Raw genomic sequence first — 24,536 nt, 5'->3', positions numbered from 1 at the left:
CGCCGTTTCTAACGGCGTCTCTCCATACAAATGGCTTGTAAGTACCCCTCTATAAAAGCAGGGTTAACAGGTTTTTTTAATAAAGTAATATTATGTTGCTGTGCATTACTTACAAGGATTTCACTATCAGTTAAACCAGTAATAACTAATATATGTTTAGATTTATTCACGGATATTTTCTGTAGCCGCTTTAACATTTCAAAGCCATCTATAAAAGGTACTTCTAAGTCCAGAAAAAGCACGTCCGGAAAATTTGAGCCAATTTTAAGCATGGCATCTAAGCCATTGTCAAAGGGCTCGCATATTACAGGTAATTGTGTTTTTTCAATGAGTTTTTGATAGCTCTTAAGCAACAAAGGATCATCTTCAACAATATAGAGCGATAACGGCTTTTGATTAGGTATAGTATTAACTTGTGTTTCAGTGTCTTTTGTGTAGAGTAGTGTTTCGACAGACGTTAATAAAATACGTCTATGCCCACCTGCCGTTTTCCAAGCTTGTAATGTACCGTTTTCAACAAGCTGTTGAACAGTCCCAACCGATATACCTAATAATTTTGCGGCCTGTGTAGTGCTGCAATATTGATTTTTTTTAGTAGAAGTGTTCAAGCTGACTCTCTCAATCAATAAACAATACAATTAATAATAACTGACAAAAAAAACAAAATCATCTAAATTGATAATTTATTCCTTAACTTATGTTATTAGTGTTGCAAATAATTCGCTATAGCGTCTATTGGTTTGAATGGCCTGCACACAGTTTAGTGCAGATTCAGATAACGCCTAATAATCAAAACAAGTACTTGATTGCTACAACCTAGGGCAGTATCAGATATTTAGCCCAAGCAGTGAGTGAGATTTACGAAGCCGATCGCGAAGTCTTAAATGAGGCAGAGCAACTTATTTTGTTTAATTACACTAGCACAGCAGGTAAGGTCACTCTAAATGTAGAACCTGTTTGACTAGAATGGCGCAGTTCAATTTGCCCTTTATGCTGATCGATAATTGCCTTGGACAAAGATAAGCCTAAACCTGTACCTTGACCAATATCTTTAGTGGTAAAAAAGGGTTCGAATATTTTCGATTGTGCCTCTATGGATATACCACAACCATTGTCAATAATTTCAAAATAGCAATTATCTTCAACAAAGCCTGATTGGATGGAGATAATACCTTTACCCTCAGCTACGGCTTGATTGGCATTAACAATCAGATTCAAAATAACCTGATTAAGTTGGTTCGCATTGACAATGACCATTGGATTCTGAGCGCATAATTTAAGTTCAATTACCGAATTGTGCTTTATCTGCGTTTTAGCAATTTTTACTGCGCTGTCCAATAATTGATTTAATGCCATCTTGCTTGAGGTTTTGTCATCGGGATGAGAATAACTTCTCAGATTATTGATAATATCCCTTGCACGACGTGCTCCTTCTAAAGACTCCTCAATTAAATCTTTGCCGTCATCTAATAAAAAATCTACATCAATTTTCTGTTGGTTTTGCTCTGCCGAAGGGTGCGCTCTAATCACCTTTTCAAAGTCAGCTAAATACACTTTTAAGGTATTTAAATTACTGTAAATAAAGCCTAGCGGATTATTAAGCTCATGCGCCACACCAGCAGCTAATTGGCCTAAAGACGCCATTTTTTCTTGTTGTAATAAGCTTTGCTCAATACGATGTTGGCGCAGTAATAATTTATCCCGTTCAGATATCAGTTTGCGCGTCTCTACCTGAGTGAGGGTGTTGGCAACAAAGCTGGTAAATGAGCTAAGCAACTCTTGGATCTGTGGACTAAAAGCACCACGCTTTTCACTTAATAAAAGTAATATATAATGCGATTGAGATGTTTTAAAAGGGTGACTTAAAGCCGAATTAATTGTGTCAAAGGTATCAGCAAAAATATCTGTCCACCATGGCAAGTTTTTCACATTAAAACAATTCAGAGTATGCTCTGTTAGATGTACTAACTTATCCAAAGGTTTAGGCTCACAGGGCAAGTTTTCATTGGTACTGCGAACCAGTTCTAGCTGCTGCGGTTTGTCATTCACCAACAATAAAACAATATCCTGGCAACTAATCACCTCATGGATTACCGAGAATAATTTCTGAAATATTTGTTCATGATTATCAGAGCTTAAAATGGCATTCAAGCCATTTAATATCAGGTCATTTAAAAACTTAAATCGCTCAAGTTGTTTTTTCTCAAAACTAAGTTGCATGAGCTTCTCATGTAACTGCTCATTCGTTAGCATGGTGTGCTCCAATTAAAACAGCCGAGATCATTAAATTACCATGTCTGTTTGAGCCGTCAACAAAACAACCTTGTTCGCCAAAAGTAAAAGTCACAATAAAAGGGATATCACCAAGTTCTGCTTGAATAGCCTGTTGTACTTCATCAATGTTGTCTTTCACCGCCAGCATGCAGCCTGCACAATAGACGATGATTGCGCCAGCTGCATCGCAATTATAATGAAACTTTAAGTTTTGTTTTGCTGTTCTAACCACCTCGCCGGCTCTAGCAATTAAATCCGTTTTGTCACCTTGCATTAACCAAAGTTGTTCACCAACTTGTATCTCGGAAAATAGCGATAGGCTGCCGTCTTCATGCAACACTGCTGGATGAGATAATAAATAAAAAGGTAAGTGACTTTCCTGCTTTACTTCACGACCTAAAGGAAAGAGTGTGCTCTCCATTAAAATATTTCCGGGATTCAATACGCTGTTGTTTGTTTGTTGCAACCATTGGTTATAAATTTTAGCGGCAGGTTGATTGTCAATACTATAAAGGCGCCTTTCAGTTACAGCAGTGGCAACACCATGGCATTCAGTTAAAAAGTAACCACTACTAAAGAAATTGCTGATTGGGGTGGAAGGGTAGAATACAGCTAATAAAAGGGTGTTAGCAGAGAGCGTATTACCATCAAACTGTAACCACTGTCCACTAACATCATTATCTGCTGTACTACCGCCAAATATCGGAACTTGGTCACCAACTAAATTTTCTATGCCCTGTATTACTGCTTCTTCTGTACCTGGCGCTTGTAAACACCAAATTAGATTTGGTAGTTCATGGCTTTTGCCTGCGATATCCATAGCCATTTGTAACGCGTTGCTTGCTTTATCCGCGATATTGCCCGTTAGTTCAGCTGAGCCAACACCATAGTGACCTGTTGGATCATCTATTAATAATACTGTGACACTTGGCGCACTACTATTATTTAACCCTGCTTGATCGGCACATCCTAAACAAGAAGAACCTGCAAGCCAATTTTTGGCAAGTTGCTTAAGATCCGCTCGCAGACCTAATTGTTTTATACCCTCAATATTCCCAAAAGCAATTGCTAATTCTGCTGGATTTGATAAATCATCAAACTGCCAAGCGCCAAGCGTCGATATTTGGTCACCAACAATTCTTAAGGTCCGGATTTGCATTGCTACTCTTCCTCTTCTAGGGCTGTTTTAGAAAGCGATTTAATATTATCAAAACAGGGTGTTGCTCATGCTAATTAATTTTTCAACATTAATTGAATTGATAGTCGAGCAAAGATCAAGACAACCGGTCATTATGATACGGTAAATGTCTTGCCGAATTAACACTGCTTGGGCTAAAAGTATTACCTAAAGTCATTTCAGGCATGAGCACATCAATAATAAAAAGAACAAATGGTTGTAGACTAGGAGTGACCCATACCTCTTGCCCGCTGTTTGCTAACTGCAGGTTGATAATTTGCCCAGAAAAAAACCGAGCAAGATATTTAAAGATACTTGTTTCGTCATCAACACACCATAAAGCTGGGCTATTTTGTACTAGCGTAATGTAACACTCTCAAAATTCTCATTTGTCTCATATGTCTTTTGGTGTATTTATATGCTATAAGAAGCAAAAGATCAAATAGTAATCTGATAATTGCTTGATGAAAGCTTTTAAACTCGGTGAAATTGCCGCCTATTATGATATTCGTCACAGAAAGCGAGTTGTTGTATCGATAATGATTAATTAAAAGACCATGAACTATTTGGAAGAGGGCATTTACGGGTACAATTTGAAAGTTTTCTCGCTTTTTTGCAAAAGCAAAAAAGCTCAAACAGTGGCCTTCGCTTTTCAAACACAATTTTCAGTGAGCACATTACTCGTGATTGACGATGGATAACTTTTGCATGCGGCCATAAATCGTGCCCTCAACAGCAAGGAGCAGGATACTACGCTGGTTAATAATGTTTTCCAGTTTAGGCTCAAGTTAATGCATCTAAAGCTTGTTTTAATGACTTTTGATCTTGATATCTCGGGTTTAAATAAATTTGTGGTATTGAGTTATATTCGACATACGCCTGACCTAGCGGCATTTAAAGTGTTAGTAATATCAGGATTATCTGACATCGAATTTGTAACAGCTATGATGAGTGCCGCTGATAATTTCTGGCAAAACCCCTTGAAAATAAGCGTTTAAAAGTGTTGTAGCTGAGTTTCTATCAAGATATAAGGCCATTAATATGGAAAAAATTCTGCTAGTAGACGACGAAATAAATATTCTAAAGTCGTTAGAGCGACTTTTACGCCGTGCCGGTTTTAATGTTTTTACAGCAGAAAGCGCTGAACAAGCGCTACAGTTACTTGCGTTAACGCCATGCAAGGTAGTGATATCAGACTATCGAATGCCTGAAATGAATGGCGGTACCTTGCTAAAGCAGATTCATAAACGTTATCCAAATACGGTGTGTATGATCTTAAGCGGTTATGCAGATTTTAATGCGGTTATTGATTTATTAAATGCGGGTGTTGTGTTTCGTTTTTTACAAAAGCCTTGGGATGATTCACAGTTGCTTACTGAAGTTGAATCTGCTTTTAAAAAATATAAGTCAAAACGATCAGAGCACATTCGTACTCAGTTTTTAATTTCAAGCCCCGAACCTTTATTAGAGATCGCATTAAACGGTGTGGTATTGCGATGTAATTTCGCGGCCCAACAACTTTTGCAATTATCCGCAGCTGAAATAAATGGGTCTTTGCTAGAGCAGGTGTTTAATGATTTAACCGCTGACAAGGTGATGCCTTTTTTGCAAGCCAAGATATCAATGTTAGTTGCAAGTAAGCTCGGGAAAGAATTCGAATTAGTTGTTCAAAAATCAGATAATGATATCAAACTAATAAAAATTCAGCAGCTTGACGAATTATCGTCTACTTTCACCAATATCGTTAACTTACCGATGGTGTTAAACCAATCGCAACTTATTCAAGAGATGGATAATCTTCTTTACTGCGAAGACACTTTTGCGGTGGTCTCTTTACAAATTCGTGATTTTAATCTTATGGCTGACATTATCGGTATTCATGAAGCAGAAGGGGTTTTTGAACGTGTTTCAGTCGCATTTTTACAAGGTATGGAACGACAAGGTCGATTAGCCTATCTGGCTAACGAGCAGTTTATTCTTTTATTTCCAAATGTGTCTTCGGAATCTGAATTACACCAGAAAATCCTTGAATTTATCAACCTAGTAGATGCTAGACAATTGATAAAAGGCAAGATGGTACAATTAGGCTTTACAGTTGCTTATGCTATAGCACCAGAAGATGGCCGTTCAGGTAAAGCGATACTTAACAATGTTCTGTTAACAAACCGTTTAAACAGCAAAGGTAATGTTGACTTCTTTATGCGTTACAGTGCAAGCCTTACGGCTAACCGTAAACAGAAACTACAATTAAGCGAAGCGCTGTACTATGCTGTTGAACAAGAAGAGCTTTCATTACAATTTCAGCCCAAGTGGGACATTAAGACAAATAAGATCATAGGTGCAGAAGTGTTATTGAGATGGCACAGTAGTGCCTTTGGCAGCGTTTCGCCAGCGGTTTTTATTCCTATAGCGGAAGAAGATGGCCAAATTTTGGAACTGGGTCATTGGGTTCTAAGTCGTAGCCTCCAATTTCTAGCCAAGTGGCAAAAAGAGGACATAGCAGTTTTACCTTTGGCAGTAAATATGTCGGCATTGCAGTTAGTAAAAGCCGATTTTCTGCAAGAAACACTACAGTTGATTGAACAATACGCAATAAGTACCGATTTACTACAGCTAGAGATTACCGAAAGCGCAGTGATGGAAAATTTAGAGAGTAATGCCCAAAAACTAACAGAGTTAAAAAATGCGGGTTTGAGTTTAGCAATAGACGACTTTGGCACAGGCTACTCATCGTTGGCATATTTAACACGATTACCAGTAGATACACTAAAAATTGATCGCGCATTGATCACAGATCTTGATGGAAATTTAAATATACAAACTATGTTGCAAAATATCATACGTATGGCTCATGATCTCAATCAAACCGTAGTAGTTGAAGGCGTAGAAACAGCCGAACAACTTACTATTCTCGAACGTCTAGGTTGCGATCAGGTGCAAGGTTTTTTACTCAGCAAACCTTTAAATGAAACTGATTATATTGCTCTTTTAAGCGCAAATGCTGAAGCGCCTAAATAGGGAGAATTCTTATGAATTTTAATGTGCTGTTTATAGATGATGATGCCTTTATGTTAAAAGCATTGTTGATAATAGGAAAACGACTAAAACCAGATTGGCATTTTTTTGGTTGTGAGCACTCATCTGAATGGCTGAAAGTTGCAAAAGATATTGCTCCACTGGATTTGATTATATGTGATTATCAAATGCCAGAAATGAACGGCGAACAAGTTTTATTTCAAGCAAAAACAGCTTGTCCAACAGCAGTAAGAGTATTACTAACAGGTGATATTTCGGAAGAAATGCTGAAAAAAGCGGTTCAATTCAGCCATCATATTGTTGGTAAACCATTTTCAGAGCAAGATATCCTCAGGGTATTTGAATCGGTTATCCAATTCAAACGTAAGCCTTTTGATACTGCCATCTTTAATTAACTTTGGTAAATAAGGATGGCCTATTTTGCGGGTTATTGTTTAGAAAATCGCGCAATTTATACCTGATCTGTACCAACAACGGTACACAGTTCACTAAGCACTGTTATTCAATTCAAAATTTTCTGGACTAAGATATCCATATGAGCCGTCACTGATGAAGGACAGTTCCAACGAAACAGAGCCATCTTTAGCACAATACACATCAAGTCTGCTGTCATACGGTTGCTCCTAAACCAGTTAATTACTGCATACGAATACAGATCAATAAAACGGCCACATAGGTCCCGCTTTCACTGGTCATCAAAGACATGATATCACCAACGAACTTCTGGCTTGAGATTGTTTAGTTAAGGTCACTGTAAAGTAAATTTAGTATAAATAACTGCGAGTGTTTGCTGTCAGTCGTCACTTTAAATTTGCGTGCAGTTTTAGCTAGCGAGCCTTAGCACATCATGCTGCTTAGTCGTTTTTATATCAGGTTTCTTGTCATGCTTAGCCAGGTTTACCTGAATACGTCTGAAACCATTACGTGTTTTGGATTCAGCAAACGCTTCCTTGATCGGGACATCACGTTCTGCACGTTTCACCGATTTAGCGCTTGGCTTGGCCGTTTGCTGACAGAACGCTTCACAGCGAGCACCCAAGTGCAACTGCAACAAATCCAACCTTTCTGAGCAACAACCACTCCGGTGCCTGAGATTGATGCACCGCTTACGAATTACTATCAAATTTTAAGCTCATCTCCCCAAAAAAACACGCTGCACTTTGACCCAAAATGGCAGCAGGCGGGCAGCAAAATTTGAAATGAACGCTATTAACTGTTGCAGCTAAGATAAAAAAAGCCATTATATTAATTGCTGAATTTATCAATTAATAAGAATTAAAATTTAATTTTTATGATTTCTTGACATATTTGGCAAATGAAGTAATTATTGTTTAGGTAAACACGGGAGGGGCTATGCAGCAACAATCCAATGGTATGCAAATTATTTCAGCTATTCCAAGCATTAAGCAATATCTAACCTTCAATACAGGTGGAGAATGCTATGCATTAGGCATTCTTCTTGTTAAGGAAATTATCGAATTTGGCGGAATTACTAAAATTCCACTAATGCCAAATTTTGTGCGTGGCGTGATCAATTTAAGAGGTTCGGTAGTTCCTGTTATCGACCTTAGCGCCCGCCTTTATGGCAAATGTGTTGATGAGGGTAAGCGTACTTGCATTGTTATTGTTGAAATACCAGACAACGCTGAAGGGCTTACAGAACTTGGCGTAGTGGTGGATGGCGTAAATGAAGTGCTTGAACTTAATAGCGCAGATTTAACCGCACCTCCACAATTTGGTAGCAAAATAAGAACAGATTTTATCGAGGCCATGGCGCGTTTATCAAACCGCCTTCTAATGATTCTGGCACCTGAAAAAGTACTCTCTGTGGAGGAAATGGCAACATTAGTGGCAGCAACTGAGCATGCATCAGCAAAGGAGCACTAAAATGAGCAGCCTTAAATCTTCAATTATGGCACCAGAGCACTCCAGTTCAGAGTGGTTATTGCAACGTTTTTTACAAAGCAGTGTTATTCACCTCAACCGTTATGGTCCGTCATTACCTTATTTACTACTTGGTTTAACTTTATTGTTTGTCGTATTTGCTATTTGGTGTTTGTGGAGTCTGTTGATTGCCTCGGTGCTATGTGTTGCTTGGTTACTGGAGCGTCAAATTTTTTCAGAGTTACAGCACGGCAAAACCACAATAGCGCAACTTGAGTGTAGCCTTAGTGTTCTGGAACAAAATGTTGTAGCGCAGCAAGAAAATGGTTTAACTGAGTTACTGGCCACCCTGTGTCAACAACTCGAATTAGCTAGAACGGATGCCAACAGTGCAGTTACCTTATTAACCCAAGACTTTCAGTTTATTTACGAGGCTTTAGATCAAAGCATCCACTTAGCCAGTGAAGCTACTACACAGTTTGGTAATGCAGAGCAGGGCTTTGTCCGCAAGAGTAAACTCGAGCTCGCCGAGGTTATTAGTGCCTTAAATGCCGCGCTTGCCAGTAAATCAGAGCTGGTACAAGCCGTGAGTTATGTGTCAGAAACGGCAACTGAACTGATGACACAAACAACTTCTATTCAAAAGATATCAAAAGAAATCAACTTACTTTCTCTTAATGCCTCTATTGAAGCTGCACGAGCAGGGGAAGCAGGCCGTGGGTTTGCCGTAGTCGCTGAGCGAGTTCGAGAATTGTCTGATATCACTGCAGACGCTGCTAACTTAATTATTAACCGGATGGATGCGCTTATGGCTGCTGTGACTGAAAGCAGCAATAAATTGTCGATTTCACAACATCAAGATCAGCAAATTTTGCACGATGCTGAACAGAAAATTTCTGATGTTTTAGTGCAAATGAACGATGTTAACCAAAACCTTAACCAAAATGTGGTTGCCCTTGAGCAAAGTTCTTCTGAAGTACAGCAAAAGGTAGCTACAGCTATAACACAATTTCAGTTTCAAGATCGCGTGAGTCAAAAGTTAGAACATACCATCTTCGCGCTAGCAAGCTTGCAGCAAATTAGCGACAGTAAAAAACCCATACAGCGTGAGCAGATTGAACAAGTCAGTCAGCAACTGTATGCCTCTTATACCATGCAAGAAGAGCGGCAAAGTCATCAAGGTAATACAGCAAATACCAAGCATGTTGAAAGCGAAATAACCTTTTTCTGAGGTGAGAAATGAGTAAAACAATATTAGTGGTAGATGATTCCGCTTCAATCAGGCAAGTAAGCCGCATGGTACTTACAGGTAATGGCTTTGATGTGATTACTGCTGAGGATGGTTTAGATGCACTCAATAAATTAGATGGTACAAAAATTCATCTCATTATCAGTGATTTAAATATGCCTAAGTTAGATGGTTTGTCACTACTAAAAAAAGTAAAAGAGCTACCGGCATACAAATTTACCCCCTTTGTGATGTTAACAACTGAATCGGGTGAAAGCTTTATGTCGCAAGGCAAAGCGGCGGGTGCCAAAGCCTGGATGGTAAAACCCTTTCAACCCGACAATTTATTAAATGTAGTACAAAAACTGCTGCCGTAACGAGGTGCTTATGTCTGACATCTTACAGGTAATAGAAACGCCAGCAATTCTTACCATCTATGAGGTGGCTCAACAAGCTGCCATATGGCAAGAGCAGCTAAAAACGACAATGATTGATTGTTGGTCTTTAGAGGCCTTAGCAGAATTTGATGCGGCAGGTCTGCAGTTATTAATAGCGATGTCGAATGCTGTTAACACTCTTAATCAAGACAGGAAATTAAGCATAAAACCACCTGTAAATCCCGATATTGCACATTGGCTCATGCCAAGGCTTAGTTTAGCGCGAGGTAACGATAATGCTTAATATGCAAGAACTTGTCAGCATTTTTCTTACTGAGGGTAGAGAGCTCACAGATTTTCTAGAGCAGCAACTATTACACATAGACCAAGACCCTAATAACTTAGATGAAGAGACTGTAAATGCGCTGTTTCGTGCGGCACATACGATTAAAGGATCAGCTGGTGTGGTAGGGTTGAACGAGGTTGTTGCCTTTACGCATTTAGTAGAAACGGCGTTTGAAAGTGTCCGTGCAAAAGCGCTAACACTAAATACTCCTCTGATTAATGTGTTACTGCGCTGTAATGATCACATTGTCAATTTGTTTAATTTTGCTGAGAGGCAACAAGCGGTTTCACAGCCGGATATTCAGGCTGGTCAGGCTTTACTAGACGAGCTGAGTACTTTTTTGAATCAATCTGAACTAACAAATAAACACATTGTTGTTACAGAAACGCCTGTGTCAGTCGATACAACCCAACATATCTACATTAAATTTGGTATCGATACGTTCCGTGATGGCTTCGACCCGATAGCCATAGTTCGCTTTATTGCTAAACAGGCTAATGTTCTGTTAGAACACTGGTCTTATGACACGAAAAAATTACCAAATTTAGTAAACACAACTCACATTGAAGATTTCGAAAGCTGCTGGCTAATCTTAGATTTACATGTCTCACAAGCTTCTTCCACGTTGCTATCTGAAGCCTTTGAATACATAAAAACAGATAGTTTAGTCCAAATTTTCAGTCCAAACGCTGATTTGTCAGACTACAACGATTTTTTGAGTAAGTATCCCACAGACGAAGCCATTGCACTAAAAGCACATTGGCAAAGCCTTAATCTTTTGCCTTTGGCTAACGAGATCCCGCTCAATACGCCATCAATGACTTCTTCAGCACAGGCTGCCAAGGATGATAATTTAGCAATAGTTGCTGAAGAAGAGACATCACAAGTAATACCCAAAAAATCGGTACTGAAAGATCAACGTTTAATGCGAGTTCCTGCCTATCGCCTAGATGAAATGGTTAATCAGTTGGGTGAACTACTCATTGCCACAGCAACAATGCAATCGTTAATTCAGCAAAGCGGCAATACGGCCTTAAGTGAGACTGTAGAACATATTCAACAATTGGTGGATGATATTCAGGGAACGGCTTTACAGTTAAGGATGGTTCAAATTGGTGAAACCTTTAATCGGTTCAATCGTGTTGTTCGTGATATTGCCGCATCTTTAGGTAAAGATATTCGGTTGCAAATTGAAGGTGCTGAAACTGAGCTTGATAAGTCTATGGTCGAGCGGATAAGCGATCCTTTGATGCATTTGGTGCGCAATGCTATGGATCATGGTTTGGAATCACCAGAAGAGCGTCTTTCTGCGGGTAAAACATCTCAGGGCTTATTATCGCTTAGCGCATACCATGACTCAGGTTCAATAGTTATTGAAATTAAAGACGATGGTCGTGGGATTAACCGCAAAAAAGTTCTAAAAAAAGCCATAGAAAAAGGCATTGTAAATAAAACGGCTGAGTTGTCTGATAATGAAATAGATGAGCTTATTTTTGCTGCAGGTTTTTCAACCGCTGATGAGGTGAGTAACTTATCCGGCCGCGGTGTGGGCATGGATGTGGTACGCAAAAATATTGAGGCATTAAGAGGGACTGTGCACATTGCTTCAGTTCCAAGCAAAGGCACCACGTTTCAATTACGTTTACCTTTAACTTTAGCCATTATTGACGGTTTTATGGTTAGGGTGGCCGAATCCAAATTTGTTATCCCACTTAATCTGGTTACTGAATGCATTGAATTACCTGAAGACATTTCGAAAAGTCAGGCAACAGCTTTTATGAATTTGCGTGGCGAGATGCTGCCTTTCATTTTTTTAGATCAAATGTTTCAACTATCAACGGCAAAACAAGGCAGACGCAGCATTATCGTCGTGCGATATGGCCAACATAAAGCAGGCTTGGTCGTTGATCAAGTGCTTGGTGAGTTTCAAACCGTTATTAAACCTTTAGGAAAGTTATTCGAGTTTATGCAGGGCATAAGCGGATCCAGCATTTTAGGTTCTGGTGATATCGCGCTAATTCTTGATATTCCAAAGCTAATTAATACACAAACAGTTAAAAGCACTATAGCCAATGCTAAGCACGAGGTGATCAAATGAGCATTATCGATTTTTTAAGTAAAAACCAAACAAAAAGTTTAGCCTCTGCAATAGAGCAAACTGTTCAGCAAAAACAATTTCAAGCGTTAGCTGCAAGAAATTATGCGGGAGAACACGCGCAACTTGCCGCATCGGTAAATGCACTTATTGAAAATGTTCGTCAAGGTATGCTGAAAAATAGCGCTTTAGATGCCGTAGAAACCAATATCATGGTCGCGGATAGAGATTACAACATTGTTTATGCTAATAATTCATTATTAAACATGTTATTAACAGCAGAAAGCGATATCAAAAAAGATTTACCCAACTTTCAAGCCCACAATGTTGTTGGTAGTAATGTTGATGTTTTCCACAAAAAACCTGCTATGCAGCGTGGCATGTTAGATAAGCTTACCTCTCCCCATCGCACGCGGTTACTGATTGGTGGCAGAACGTTCACATTGTTAGTCACGCCAGTCTTTGAACGAGAGCTGCGTGTAGGTACCGTAGTTGAATGGAAAGACATGAGCGAGCAGCTTCATCGCGAGCAACAACAAAAAGAGTTGATACAAAGTGCGACGGATAATATGCGTGTCGTCAGTGCGCTTGAAGCTGTTGAGAGCAACATTATGGTTGCTGATGCTGACTATAACATTGTCTATGTGAATAAATCACTGATGGATATGTTGCAGTTTGCTGAAGCAGACATAAGGAAAGATCTAGTTAAATTCTCAGCTAACACCGTTGTGGGAACTAATATAGATGTATTTCACAAAAATCCAGCGCATCAACGTAATATGCTTGATCGCATGCAAGCACCGCATAAAACCAAACTATTAATTGGTGGCCGCACTTTTACTTTATTGGTTACGCCAGTGTTTGATCAGCAAATTCGTATTGGTACGGTTGTTGAGTGGCAAGATATGACTGACCAACTGCAAAGAGTAGAACAAGAAAAAGCAGCAGTTATTAAAGAGCAAAAGATTGCAGAAGAAAATCTCAGAGTTCGAACGGCTTTAGATGCCAGTACCGCCAATATTATGCTAGCAGATGATAATCTCAATATCATTTATGTGAATCGCTCAATGGCAAATACGTTAAGGCGTATTGAGAGTGCAATTCAAACCACCATACCTGTTTTCTCCGCCGCAAGTGTTGTTGGAACAAATATTGATGTCTTTCATAAAAACCCGTCACATCAACGTAAAATGTTAAGTGCACTTGAGCAACCCTATACAGCCATATTACGTTTTGCCGAATACACACTTGAGCTGATTATTACACCGGTGTTTAATCAAGATAACCAAAGAACCGCCACAATCGTGGAATGGAAAGATATTACCGCTCAGCTTAAATATGATGAGCAAATGTTAGAGATATTTGGTAACGCTTTTATTGCTATACAGCAAGGTTTGTTTAATCAGCGAATTGAAACTCAATTGTTAGAGGGCGTGGTGAGGGAAATTGCTATCAAATATAATGAGGCGGTTTCTGTACTCGATTCTGCAGTGTCCGATAACGCTAGTGTACTTAAAGCAGTATCTGAGGGTCGGTTAGAAGTTATGCCCAAGGTGGAGTGTGCTGGTTTATTAGACGAATTAGCACAAAGTACCGCCACCGTAGCCAATACTGTTAAACTTGTTGTTAACAGTGTTCTTGAAATGGTCACGGATGCTCAGCAAGGTAATTTAAGCAGCAGAGCGGATAGCGGTCAGTACAGTAATAGCTTCGAAGTGTTAATTGAAAGCATGAATCAGCTATTAGAAGCCACCGAACGGCCCATTAAAGAAACTGCAGAGGTCATGAATAGTTTACGAGACGGTAATTTAAATATCATGATTGAAGGAGATTACCAAGGTACCTACGGTGAACTCAAAACCAGTGTAAATGGAACTATTGAGAGCCTGCGCCAAGTTATATCTGATGTTCGGTCTAACTCCGAATCATTAGCTCAAGCTTCGTCAGAAGTATCTGCAACCGCCCAATCATTAGCACAGGGTGCCAGCGAGCAAGCCGCGTCAGTAGAAGAAACCTCTGCTGCTGTTGAACAAATGACCGCCTCTATTGCCCAAAATGCCGAAAATGCCAAAGTCACCGATTCGATGTCAGCCAAGGCTGCTGCTGAGGCGCGTGAGGGAGGCGTTGCGGTTGAAAATACCGTTCAGGCTATGAAAGAGATAGCCTCTAAAATAGGCATTATTGACGATATCGCGTATCAAACTAACTTGCTAGCACTCAATGCTGCCATTGAAGCGGCTAGGGCGGGCGAGCATGGTAAAGGTTTTGCTGTTGTTGCGGCAGAGGTGCGTAAATTAGCCGAACGTTCACAAGTTGCTGCGCAGGAAATTTCTACGCTCGCTAGTGGTTCAGTTCAAAAAGCCGAACGCGCGGGATCATTATTAAATGAGATCGTGCCTGCCATTGGAAAAACTTCTGATTTAGTGCAAGAGATAGCTGCGGCATCCGATGAGCAATCGGCAGGGGTTGGGCAAATTAACGAATCCATGGCGCAAGTTACACAGGCAACTCAACAAAGTGCTTCTGCGTCTGAAGAGTTGGCAGCTACGGCTGAAGAAATGTCAGGTCAGGCTGAAACGTTAATGCAGCTGGTTAGTTACTTCAATATTGATGATGAAACACAAAGCCAAACCAGTTATGTAAAAGCCTCCGCACAAACGTCAAAACCCATACAACAATCCGTTAAAGCTGTCACTGCACCCACAACAGCCAAGCAAACCGTACTGGGTAAAAAAGTAGATAAAAGCCAGTTTGGGGCCTTTTAAGGGGGTTAAACCATGCAAGTGGATCTGATCTCTAACATTGAATTTGACCAGATACGGCGTTTTTTTCAGCAAGAATCCGGTATATGTTTGGCAGATACTAAGCGCAGCTTAGTATCTGGCCGCTTAGCGGGTAGGTTAAGAGCATTAAAATTGGATAATTTTAATGCTTATCTCAGTTATATTGCAAAACAAGGTAACGAGTTAGAAAGACAAATGGCGGTAGATTTACTAACTACCAATGAAACCTATTTTTATCGTGAGCCCAAACACTTTGCTTTTTTAGAAAAAGTACTTACAGAAAAGCAGGGAGAAAAGGCTCCATTAATATGGAGCGCTGCCTGTTCCTCTGGCGAAGAGCCATATACTATCGCCATGCTTATGGCAGAAGTATTTGGTAGTAGACCTTGGCAAGTCTTAGGCAGTGATATCTCGATGAGAATGCTCGAAAGTGGCAGAACTGGGTTATATCCACTTAGCCGAGCAAAAGAATTACCCACACATTTATTAAAAAAATATTGCCTTAAAGGCCATGGTGATTTTGACGGTTACTTATTAGTTGATGACAAAATCAAGCAACACGTGCAGTTTGCGCAGCGTAATTTAATGGAACCACAGCAGCTCGATACAAAGGCTGATATCATTTTTCTACGCAACGTACTGATTTATTTTGATAATAAAACCAAAACACAAATCATCAATAACATATCACGCTGTTTAAAACCCAATGGCTTACTTTTTATAGGACATTCGGAATCATTGCACGGAATTTCAGAGCAATTTACCGCTCTAAAACCTGCACTTTATCGCTTTAAAGGAGCACGTTCATGAACAAAAACGTGTTTTTAAAACCCGGTGAGTGGTTTTTTGGTAAAGGTCAAGGCAAGGTGAGTACTATTTTAGGATCATGTGTTTCAGTAGTGCTTTGGCATCCTGAAAAACACGTGTTAGGTGTAAGCCATATTCTTTTACCAAATCACCAGCAGTCAGCTATGCCGCTATCTTGTGTTAAAAAATCTGACCTAAATGGCCGTTTTGCCGATGATTTAATGAAGATATTTCAACTCGAAATAGCACTATTTGGTATCAAAGCTTCTGAGTTTAAAGCTTATTTAATTGGTGGCGGCAATATGTTCCCGCATGCTCAAAAAGCGCCAGGTATAGGCGAAAAAAATATTGAGCGCTGTTTAAGTCTTCTCGGGGCTTTAAATATTCCTGTACAAAGCACCGACGTTGGAGGCCCACTATATCGGCGCTTAACTGTAGATATTGCCAGCGGGCATTTCAGTATTGAGCAATCTGAAGTGAATCGCTTCGAACTGTTATTTGCTTGAAAGAGCCAAAAGGTGCGATATGAATAATTCACCTATTAAAGTGATGATTATTGATGATTCTGCTGTTGTTAGGCAGACCTTAGGACAAATTATACAATCTGATATGCAACTTGAGCTAATTGGCGCACATAGTAACCCGCTGTTTGCTATGAAAGCGCTAGAGCAAGTATGGCCTGATGTTATCGTACTTGACGTTGAAATGCCGGGGATGGATGGCATTACCTTTCTAAAAACCATAATGAAAAGCAAACCTTTACCTGTGATCATTTGCTCCTCTTTAACCACTAAAGGCGCGGCTATGACCTTAGATGCCATGGCGGCAGGTGCAGTGGAAATCATTGCCAAACCTACCGCAGGTTTAAAAAATCATTTGAAATCGATTGGTATTGAAATGCTTACTGCGATAAAAATAGCGGCTAAAGCCAACGTAAAACGAAACGTTTTTAGAACTGGCAATGAAGAGAACGCCAGTTTAGTAAAAACTGCACAGCAATTACTGCTTTCTTCTGAAAATACTGCCTTACAACAAACGACTGATCGGTTAATTGCAATAGGCACTTCAACGGGTGGTACTCAGGTTTTAGAGTATATTTGTCGTGCTCTACCTATATCTGTACCAGGTATTGTTGTAGTACAGCATATGCCAGAGGCATTTACTCGCGCTTTTGCCGAGCGTTTAGATAAATGTTCTGCGGTTACAGTAAAGGAAGCAGAAAATAACGAACGTATTTTGCCTGGTCATGTTTACATTGCCAATGGGGGAGTACATTTGCAAATACGCCGGCAGGGGGCATTTTACTATACGTTATTGAAGGATGGTCCTGCGGTGTCACGTCACAAACCTTCTGTAAATGTATTATTCGACTCTGTTGCCAGTAGTGCCGGTAAAAACGCCATTGGCGTTATTTTAACCGGAATGGGCGATGATGGTGCTCGGGGTTTACTTGCCATGCGACAAGGAGGGGCTGTTACTTACGGTCAAAATGAGCAAAGCTGTGTGGTGTACGGTATGCCAAAAGAGGCGGCAAAGCTAGGTGCTGTGAAACATAGCTTAGCGCTAGAGCAAATAACGGAAATTCTTTGCAAGATTAAAGCAGTTTAAGCTCCAGGTTATAAGGGCAAAAATTTAAATTAATTTCAAAAAATCAGCACAAGGCTGATTAAGATGTTGGTGGCGGGAGCCCTGTTCTGAGTGAAGAGCGAACCGACGTCCGTCGGGTTACCGAACTTTAGGGACAAAAAAATCAGCACAAGGCTGATTAAGATGTTGGTGGCGGGAGCCCTGTTCTGAGTGAAGAGTGAACCGACGTCCGTCGGGTTACCGAAATTTAGGGACAAAAAAATCAGCACAAGGCTGATTAAGATGTTGGTTGCGGGAGCCGGATTTGAACCGACGACCTTCGGGTTATGAGCCCGACGAGCTACCAGGCTGCTCCATCCCGCGTCCGTGTATTACCCTTGAGCAGTGAGGGTAATAGTTTGATTTGCAAGACGTTAATTGATGACCTTTGGAATAAGTTGGTCACAATTGGTTGCGGGAGCCGGATTTAGACCTTCGCCCCGTGGTTATAAAGAGGAGGCCGAGGGCCGTTTCTTAATAACTACTTGTCACAATCAATTTGGTTGCGGGAGCCGGATTTGAACCGACGACCTTCGGGTTATGAGCCCGACGAGCTACCAGGCTGCTCCATCCCGCGTCCGTCATTGCGGGGCGCATCTTAGTGTTTTTAGATAAGCGATGCAAGCGGTTAATTGCAATATTTTTGCGAATGGCAGTCAACTGCTGCTTTAAGCAGCGGCTTGTTGTTTTTAACATCAATATCGTTACTAACGATAATTCTTCAAACGTCTTTAAAGCACATTCTGTTATACTACTGGCCATTTTATTTGAAGGTTGGGTGTTATGCTGGAATTCTGGGCTTTAACGTCAAAAGGCGTCGAAGAGCTGTTAGCCGATGAGATACGTTCACATCAAGGCGAAGTATTAAAAGTTTCTATGGGTGTGGTGCGCTTTAAAGCAGAGCTAAGCAGCGCTTATCAGTTGTGCTTATGGTCGCGCTTGGCTACCCGTATTATGCGGCTGATCCAGTCAGAGCCGGTAACAGCAGAAACCGATCTTTATCAAGTGGCACGTAAAATTGATTGGCCACAGCTCATGACCATTCGTCAAACGCTTGCCGTAGATTGCGTGGGTAAACATGCCACTATTGATAACAGTCAGTTTGGCGGTATGCGTTTAAAAGATGCCATCGTCGATCAATTTCGCGAAGAAACCGGTCAGCGCCCGGATGTGGATCGCTTAAACCCCGATATGCGTTTCCAAGTACGTTTAGAGAAAAACTTCTTTCATTTCTTGCAAGATTTCTCTGGCCCATCATTACATCAGCGTGGTTATCGCGCCGGGCAGGGTGAAGCGCCGTTAAAAGAACATCTGGCGGCCGCCTTATTAAAGCGTTCTGGCTGGACACCCGAGCAACCGTTATTTGATCCGTTTTGCGGTAGCGGTACCATTATTATTGAAGCGGCATTAATTGCGCTGAACAAAGCTCCCGGCTTACAGCGCGAGCGTTTTGCTTTTGAAGGCTGGCCTGGCCATCGTGCTGCGATATGGCAGCAACTTAAAGCCGCCGCTAAGGCGCAAGAACGCAGTTTACCCGATCAGATACTCTGTTATGGCAGTGACACCGACGAGCGCGCTTTAGGGAAAGCGCGGCAGAATATTGCTCGTGCTGGTGTCGCACATTTAGTTAGTGTCGATTATGGTGATGCCACGGCATTACAAAAAGCGGTTAGCGAGCAACCGGGTGTGATTGTCACTAACCCGCCTTATGGTGAGCGGTTAGGTGATTTACCCAGTTTAATTCCGTTATACAGCAAATTTGCCTTAGCGTTAAAACAGCATTATCAAGGTTGGCGTTTAGCCATTATTACCTCAAATGCCGATTTACTGCGTTCATTGCGTTTATCAAAAAGTAAAACGTACAAATTTACCAACGGCCCATTGGATTGTGAATTCACCTTATTTGAATTAACCGAAAAACAAGTGGCAGTGAGTTCTAGCGCACCGTCGTTGTTTTATAGCGAAAGCAGCTCTTTTGGTAATCGCTTGGCGAAGAACTTAAAGCAATTACAAAAATGGGCCAAACGCGAAAACCTGAATTGTTATCGTTTATATGATGCCGATATTCCAGAATATAACGTTGCGGTAGATTGGTACGATGGCGAAGTGGTGGTGCATGAGTATACGGCACCGGCGACAGTGGATGAAGATATTGCACAAAAACGGTTGTTTGATGTGGTTAATCAAGTGCCTACGGTACTGGGTATTACATCCGATAAAATGATTTTAAAAGTGCGGGAAAAGCAAAAAGGCACCAATCAGTATCAAGCCATGGCCAAAGCGGGGCAATATAAAGAAGTGTCAGAATATGGCGCGCGCTTTTTGGTTAACTTGCGTGATTACCTAGATACCGGTTTATTTTTAGATCACCGCTTAACGCGTCGGCTTATTCAGCAACAGGCTAAAGGCAAAACAGTTCTTAACCTCTTTGCTTACACAGGCACCGCGTCTGTTCACGCTGGTATGGGTGGTGCGGCGAGTGTTACTACCGTCGATATGTCGAATACTTATTTAGATTGGGCTAAACGTAACTTCATGCTGAATGGCCTGCAAGGCAATCAGTATCAGTTTGAGCAAGCTGACTGTTTACAATGGCTGTCACGTAATCGCAATTTGTATGATTTGATCTTTGTGGATCCGCCCACGTTTTCTAACTCAAAGCGGATGGAAGACAATTGGGATGTGCAGCGCGATCATGTGAAATTAATCAATATGTTGATTGGCCGCTTGGCACCCGGTGGCAAGGTGATTTTCTCGAACAACAAGCGGCGTTTCAAAATTGATCAAGCTGCCTTAGTCGAGTCTGGCTGGCAGGTAAAAGACATTTCTGCCGCCACATTACCGGAAGACTTTAAACGCAATCCGCACATTCACGTTTGTTTTGAGTTAACACGTTAATGTCTGTTTATACCCTTTACAGTACCTGGGGTTGCCATCTGTGCGAAGAGGCAGAAAGCCTGTTAGCGACAGTCGGCATTGCCGAGCATACTCAGGTTCTGGATATTATCGACGATGAACAATTGCTAGCACGTTTTCGGGTACATATCCCGGTGCTAGCTGGCATCGATCAGCAAGGTAATGAAAACCTATTATATTGGCCTTTTACAGCGGCACAGTTACAGCATTGGCTTAAGGATACAAAGTAGTGGAGTTATTACGTTTTCAACAGGCGAGCTTGGCTTTTGGTACCAACCCGGTATTAGATCAAGTCGATTTTAGTTTATTCAGCGGCGAACGCGTCTGTTTAGTGGGGCGGAATGGTGCAGGCAAATCAACCTTTTTAAAATTGCTGACCGGTCAACAAAACTTAGATGATGGCCAAATCGTTATGACCAACGGCGTAATTTTAAGCCGTTTAGAGCAAGATCCCCCGGCGAAAATGGACGTGAAAATTGCCGATTTTATTCGGGAAGGTGCCGGCGATTTAGCGGATAAAGTACAGCAATTTTATACCTTATCTGAAAACTTAGACGGTGCCGGCGATGCCGAATACCGTTTATTTGAAAGCCTGCAAGCTGATTTAGATGCCCGCGATGGTTGGGGTTTAGAAGCGCGCGTTGAAATGCTTTGCCAGCAGTTTGAGATGGACGGTAATAACAGTTTAGCGACCTTATCAGGAGGTTGGTTACGTAAAGCGGCTTTAGCCCGCGCGTTAATTGCCAAGCCCGATATTTTGTTACTTGACGAGCCAACCAACCACTTAGATGTGGCAGCCATTAACTGGCTTGAGCAATTTTTATTAAGCTTTGGCGGCGCCATTATTTTTATCTCGCACGATAGGGCCTTTATTCGCGCCTTAGCCACCCGCATTATCGATTTAGATCGTGGTCAGCTCACTTCGCACCCCGGTAATTATCAAGAATACCTCGATCGTAAGCAAAAAATGCTAGAAGACGAGCAACAACATAATTCACTCTTCGATAAACGTTTAGCCGAAGAAGAGGTGTGGATCCGCCAAGGTATTAAAGCGCGCCGCACCCGCAATGAAGGCCGCGTGCGTGCGCTTAAGGCATTACGGCAAGAACGGGCGGCTCGGGTTGAGCAACTAGGCAAGGTCGATTTTAATATCGAACAAGCGGCGCGCTCAGGTAAGTTAGTATTTGAAACCAAAGCGTTAAGCCATGCCTTTAGTGGTAAAGCGGTGTTGAACGACTTAGATTTACTGGTGATGCGCGGTGATCGGATTGCCTTATTAGGGCCAAACGGTGTCGGTAAATCCACACTGATCAAATTACTGTTAGGTGATTACCAGCAAGATAGTGGCGAGATTAAGCGCGGTACCAATTTAGAAGTGGCTTATTTTGACCAACACCGGATGGCGCTGGATTTAAATGCCACGGTGCAAGATAACGTGGCTGATGGTAAACAAGAAATTACCCAAAACGGTCAAACACGGCATGTATTAAGTTACTTACAAGACTTTTTATTCCCGCCACTGCGCGCTCGAACACCCGTGCGCGCTTTATCGGGTGGTGAGAAAAACCGCTTATTACTGGCTAAGTTATTTGCAAGGCCAAGTAACTTATTGATCCTCGATGAACCGACTAACGATTTAGACGTGGAAACCTTAGAGCTGTTAGAAGATATATTACAGCAGTATCAAGGTACCGTGTTGTTAGTTAGTCATGACCGTGAATTCGTTAATAATACCGTAACCAGCTCATTATTATTTGCCGGTGAAGGCAAAATCATTGAATTAGCCGGTGGTTATGACGAAGTCATTGCTTGGCAAAAACGTCAACAAACGGCGCAAAACAGCAAAGCGCCAGTAAAAAATAATGATAAAAACAACAGCCAAGTTGAGGAAAAGCCGATACAGGCTTCTGTTAACAATGGTAAAAAGCTATCATACAAAGAAAAGCGCGAGCTAGAGCTGTTACCTGTCTTAATTGAAGAGCTTGATCAACAAGTCAAAGCCTTACAGTTGGAAGTGAACGACGCCGAGTTTTTCAAAGGTTCTGCTGAACACACACAGCAAAGATTGAACCTATTACAAGATACCGAGTCGAAGCTGGCGCAAGCGTACACGCGCTGGGAAGAATTAGAAGCTGCAATTTCGTAAATTTTTAGGGGCCATGCATGAAATTATCACCGATCAGCTTAGCATTATTGCCGTTGCTGACAGTATTTACGGCGCAAGCCGCGGTGTATCAGATCGTTGAATTAGATACTACCACTAAAGTTCGTTCTACCTCGGGCGTTGCGGCAACGCCTCAGGGTGAGGTAATTTTAAATGGCAGCACCTTATTAGACTTTGAAATTGATCTTGATGAAATCGATTTTGAAAGTGAAATCATCTTAGCGCTATTTACTGATGAGCAGATTGAAGAAATTAATAATGGGATCTTTAGTTCCACGGTTAAATCCACGTTAATCAACTATCTTAGTTCACAAGCTTTTGTCACTATTCAGCCTGTTGGTTCGACACGTGTTATACGTCAAACTCAAAATTCAGGGCAATCGCAGGTGGTGTTGCGTGATACGCAGCAAACCAAAAATAACAGTGAATTTGCTTATGCCGTGAACAACAGCGGATATATTGCAGGTATTGCCACCGCGCCATCCTTTAAAAGCACTTTTACGCCTACGGCTGCGCCGGTAGCTGAAGGTGAAGATCCGGTTGAGCCAGCCAATCCTTATACTGCCTGGATCCCCGAAGCCGGCTACTTGTTCGGCTATGTTGTTAATGGTCAGCAAAGCACCGCTTTACCGCCGCAGTTTTCTAGTTATGGTGGTGGCATGTCAGCGGCCCTTGATATTAATAACAATAATCTTGTGGCGGGTTTCACCTCTACCGGTATTACTACAACCACTCAAGAAACCATTGATTCAATTTGTACTGGCTTTAGTCAGCCATTGCAGTTTTGTTTAAATCAAGTGCTGTCTGCCAGAAGCGTGAATGTGCTTTCCTTGTTAAGCAAAGTACGTTTATATGGAACGGTAGATACTTATACCGAGGGTTATGAAGAGCGCGCTGCTCTTTGGCAATATTCACCAGAGGGTACAGCGGTTTTAAATCGCACTTGGGGCTTTTTAGGTGAGAAAGGTACAGGTTTAGCGGCAACGACTTCTGAAGATTATACCGTGCCGGTATATTACAGTCGGGCTAATGCTGTTAATGACAGCGGTATTGCTGTCGGTAGTTCGTTATATTCAGATACCAGCCGTGTTACGACCTTTCTAGATGGTTTTGGTGGTGAATTCCGAATTATTTACAGTGCGCCACATGCCACCATTTTTAATGGTGACAGCGTGACCGGCTTTATTGATACTGAAGAATGGGTGGGTAGTGTCGCTACTGATATTAATAATCAGAATTTAATAGCGGGCTATGCGCTGAAAAACATTAATAGCAGTGTTCGCTCACGTTTTTTTACTTATGATATGAACACGCAAACCTTGCGTTTTCCTGAGGGCTTTTTCAGTAGTTCAGGTACTGAACCGCTGGATATGAATAACCAAGGTCAGGTAGTTGGCCGGGCTGAAGTGATTGTAGGCGGTACTACCTCACGCCGTATTAATGCTTTTCTGTATGATAACGCCAGTAACACCTTTACTAATTTGAACAGTTTAGTGGGATGTGATGCGCCTTACACCTTAGTTGAAGCGAGTTCAATTAATGATGATGGTGTGATCACCGCAACCGCGCTAATTAATCGAGTGGTGTATGGTTATAATGGCGAGCCGGTGCTTGATGAAAACGGTGATGTGTTTGAATCTGAGCAAGCGACTACGGTACTTTTACAGCCTATTGCTAATGGCCAAGTTGAAGACTGTAATGCCGAAGAAAATACCTATGAACGTAACGCTGGTTCACTTTCAGCGTTATGGTTGATGTTGCTAGGTACTTTACCTTTACTACGTCGTCGCAGCCGCGCGCGATTAAACCGATAAGCTATTAAG

At 41.4% G+C, this 24,536-nt stretch carries 19 protein-coding genes, 2 tRNA genes and 1 pseudogene; 16 read left to right on the top strand and 6 right to left on the bottom strand.

Features of this window, described 5'->3' with window-relative positions; translation table 11 throughout:
* Nucleotides 1-8 precede the first annotated feature (8 nt).
* The 3 genes from ORJ01_RS13300 to ORJ01_RS13290 all read right to left on the bottom strand — a co-directional run bounded on the left by ORJ01_RS13300 (nt 9) and on the right by ORJ01_RS13290 (nt 3,433).
* Nucleotides 9-608, bottom strand: a complete 600-nt coding sequence (locus ORJ01_RS13300) for a response regulator (protein WP_306178444.1) — start codon at nt 606-608, stop codon at nt 9-11.
* Nucleotides 609-912: 304 nt separating this feature from the next.
* Nucleotides 913-2,253 carry an ATP-binding protein gene (locus ORJ01_RS13295; protein ID WP_306178443.1) on the bottom strand — a complete coding sequence of 447 codons (1,341 nt, stop codon included), beginning with the start codon at nt 2,251-2,253 and terminating at the stop codon, nt 913-915.
* Nucleotides 2,240-3,433 carry an FIST signal transduction protein gene (locus ORJ01_RS13290; RefSeq protein WP_306178442.1) on the bottom strand — a complete coding sequence of 398 codons (1,194 nt, stop codon included), beginning with the start codon at nt 3,431-3,433 and terminating at the stop codon, nt 2,240-2,242. The genes ORJ01_RS13295 and ORJ01_RS13290 overlap by 14 nt, the downstream gene beginning before the upstream one ends.
* A gap of 722 nt (nt 3,434-4,155) precedes the next feature.
* On the opposite strand from ORJ01_RS13290, the gene ORJ01_RS13285 reads away from it, so the two are divergent.
* From ORJ01_RS13285 to ORJ01_RS13275, 3 genes are read left to right on the top strand one after another with little or no spacing between them, the layout of a single operon-like run.
* Nucleotides 4,156-4,449, top strand: a complete 294-nt coding sequence (locus tag ORJ01_RS13285) for a hypothetical protein (RefSeq protein ID WP_306178440.1) — start codon at nt 4,156-4,158, stop codon at nt 4,447-4,449.
* Nucleotides 4,450-4,492: 43 nt separating this feature from the next.
* Complete coding sequence (locus ORJ01_RS13280; RefSeq protein WP_306178439.1) at nt 4,493-6,469, top strand: EAL domain-containing protein; 1,977 nt, start codon at nt 4,493-4,495, stop codon at nt 6,467-6,469.
* A gap of 11 nt (nt 6,470-6,480) precedes the next feature.
* Entirely contained in the window at nt 6,481-6,882 is a 402-nt protein-coding gene (locus ORJ01_RS13275) for a response regulator (RefSeq protein ID WP_306178438.1), read from the top strand.
* A 134-nt stretch (nt 6,883-7,016) separates the two neighbouring features.
* Here ORJ01_RS13275 and ORJ01_RS13270 read toward each other — a convergent pair.
* Nucleotides 7,017-7,484 (bottom strand): annotated as a pseudogene (locus ORJ01_RS13270) (IS3 family transposase); the annotation flags it as partial.
* A 356-nt stretch (nt 7,485-7,840) separates the two neighbouring features.
* Between ORJ01_RS13270 and ORJ01_RS13265 the strand changes: the two are divergent.
* From ORJ01_RS13265 to ORJ01_RS13225, 9 genes are read left to right on the top strand one after another with little or no spacing between them, the layout of a single operon-like run.
* Nucleotides 7,841-8,374 carry a chemotaxis protein CheW gene (locus tag ORJ01_RS13265; protein WP_306178437.1) on the top strand — a complete coding sequence of 178 codons (534 nt, stop codon included), beginning with the start codon at nt 7,841-7,843 and terminating at the stop codon, nt 8,372-8,374.
* Nucleotide 8,375: 1 nt separating this feature from the next.
* A complete protein-coding gene (locus ORJ01_RS13260) occupies nt 8,376-9,602 on the top strand; it encodes a methyl-accepting chemotaxis protein (protein ID WP_306178436.1) in 1,227 nt (408 codons plus the stop codon).
* A gap of 8 nt (nt 9,603-9,610) precedes the next feature.
* Nucleotides 9,611-9,976: a response regulator gene (locus tag ORJ01_RS13255; protein ID WP_306178435.1), complete on the top strand. Its 366-nt coding sequence runs from the start codon at nt 9,611-9,613 to the stop codon at nt 9,974-9,976.
* A gap of 10 nt (nt 9,977-9,986) precedes the next feature.
* Nucleotides 9,987-10,280, top strand: a complete 294-nt coding sequence (locus ORJ01_RS13250) for a hypothetical protein (RefSeq protein ID WP_306178434.1) — start codon at nt 9,987-9,989, stop codon at nt 10,278-10,280.
* Entirely contained in the window at nt 10,273-12,420 is a 2,148-nt protein-coding gene (locus ORJ01_RS13245; protein ID WP_306178433.1) for a chemotaxis protein CheA, read from the top strand. The genes ORJ01_RS13250 and ORJ01_RS13245 overlap by 8 nt, the downstream gene beginning before the upstream one ends.
* The gene (locus ORJ01_RS13240; RefSeq protein ID WP_306178432.1) at nt 12,417-15,182 is read left to right on the top strand and encodes a methyl-accepting chemotaxis protein; all 2,766 of its coding nucleotides are present in this window, start codon (nt 12,417-12,419) and stop codon (nt 15,180-15,182) included. Before ORJ01_RS13245 ends, ORJ01_RS13240 begins: the two co-directional genes overlap by 4 nt.
* Nucleotides 15,183-15,194: 12 nt before the next feature.
* Entirely contained in the window at nt 15,195-16,010 is an 816-nt protein-coding gene (locus tag ORJ01_RS13235) for a protein-glutamate O-methyltransferase CheR (protein ID WP_306178431.1), read from the top strand.
* Entirely contained in the window at nt 16,007-16,513 is a 507-nt protein-coding gene (locus tag ORJ01_RS13230; RefSeq protein ID WP_306178429.1) for a chemotaxis protein CheD, read from the top strand. The genes ORJ01_RS13235 and ORJ01_RS13230 overlap by 4 nt, the downstream gene beginning before the upstream one ends.
* A 19-nt stretch (nt 16,514-16,532) precedes the next feature.
* Nucleotides 16,533-17,615, top strand: coding sequence for a chemotaxis response regulator protein-glutamate methylesterase (locus tag ORJ01_RS13225; protein WP_306178427.1), 1,083 nt, complete (start codon nt 16,533-16,535; stop codon nt 17,613-17,615).
* Nucleotides 17,616-17,880: 265 nt separating this feature from the next.
* Here ORJ01_RS13225 and ORJ01_RS13220 read toward each other — a convergent pair.
* Nucleotides 17,881-17,957, bottom strand: a tRNA-Met gene (locus ORJ01_RS13220).
* 176 nt (nt 17,958-18,133) lie between these two features.
* Nucleotides 18,134-18,210: transfer RNA gene (locus ORJ01_RS13215), tRNA-Met, on the bottom strand.
* 206 nt (nt 18,211-18,416) lie between these two features.
* On the opposite strand from ORJ01_RS13215, the gene rlmKL reads away from it, so the two are divergent.
* From rlmKL to ORJ01_RS13195, 4 genes are read left to right on the top strand one after another with little or no spacing between them, the layout of a single operon-like run.
* The gene (rlmKL, locus tag ORJ01_RS13210; RefSeq protein ID WP_306178426.1) at nt 18,417-20,531 is read left to right on the top strand and encodes a bifunctional 23S rRNA (guanine(2069)-N(7))-methyltransferase RlmK/23S rRNA (guanine(2445)-N(2))-methyltransferase RlmL; all 2,115 of its coding nucleotides are present in this window, start codon (nt 18,417-18,419) and stop codon (nt 20,529-20,531) included.
* Nucleotides 20,531-20,779 carry a glutaredoxin family protein gene (locus ORJ01_RS13205; RefSeq protein ID WP_306178425.1) on the top strand — a complete coding sequence of 83 codons (249 nt, stop codon included), beginning with the start codon at nt 20,531-20,533 and terminating at the stop codon, nt 20,777-20,779. The genes rlmKL and ORJ01_RS13205 overlap by 1 nt, the downstream gene beginning before the upstream one ends.
* Nucleotides 20,779-22,695, top strand: coding sequence for an ATP-binding cassette domain-containing protein (locus tag ORJ01_RS13200; RefSeq protein WP_306178424.1), 1,917 nt, complete (start codon nt 20,779-20,781; stop codon nt 22,693-22,695). Before ORJ01_RS13205 ends, ORJ01_RS13200 begins: the two co-directional genes overlap by 1 nt.
* A 17-nt stretch (nt 22,696-22,712) precedes the next feature.
* On the top strand, nt 22,713-24,527 hold the full coding sequence (locus ORJ01_RS13195) for a DUF3466 family protein (protein WP_306178422.1): 1,815 nt from the start codon (nt 22,713-22,715) through the stop codon (nt 24,525-24,527).
* Nucleotides 24,528-24,536: the final 9 nt, after the last annotated feature.

This window comes from Alishewanella sp. SMS8, from assembly GCF_030737935.1.
Lineage (GTDB): Bacteria > Pseudomonadota > Gammaproteobacteria > Enterobacterales > Alteromonadaceae > Alishewanella > Alishewanella maricola.
The sequence above is the reverse complement of the archived record's forward strand: the minus strand, read 5'-3'. Positions and strand labels throughout refer to the sequence as shown.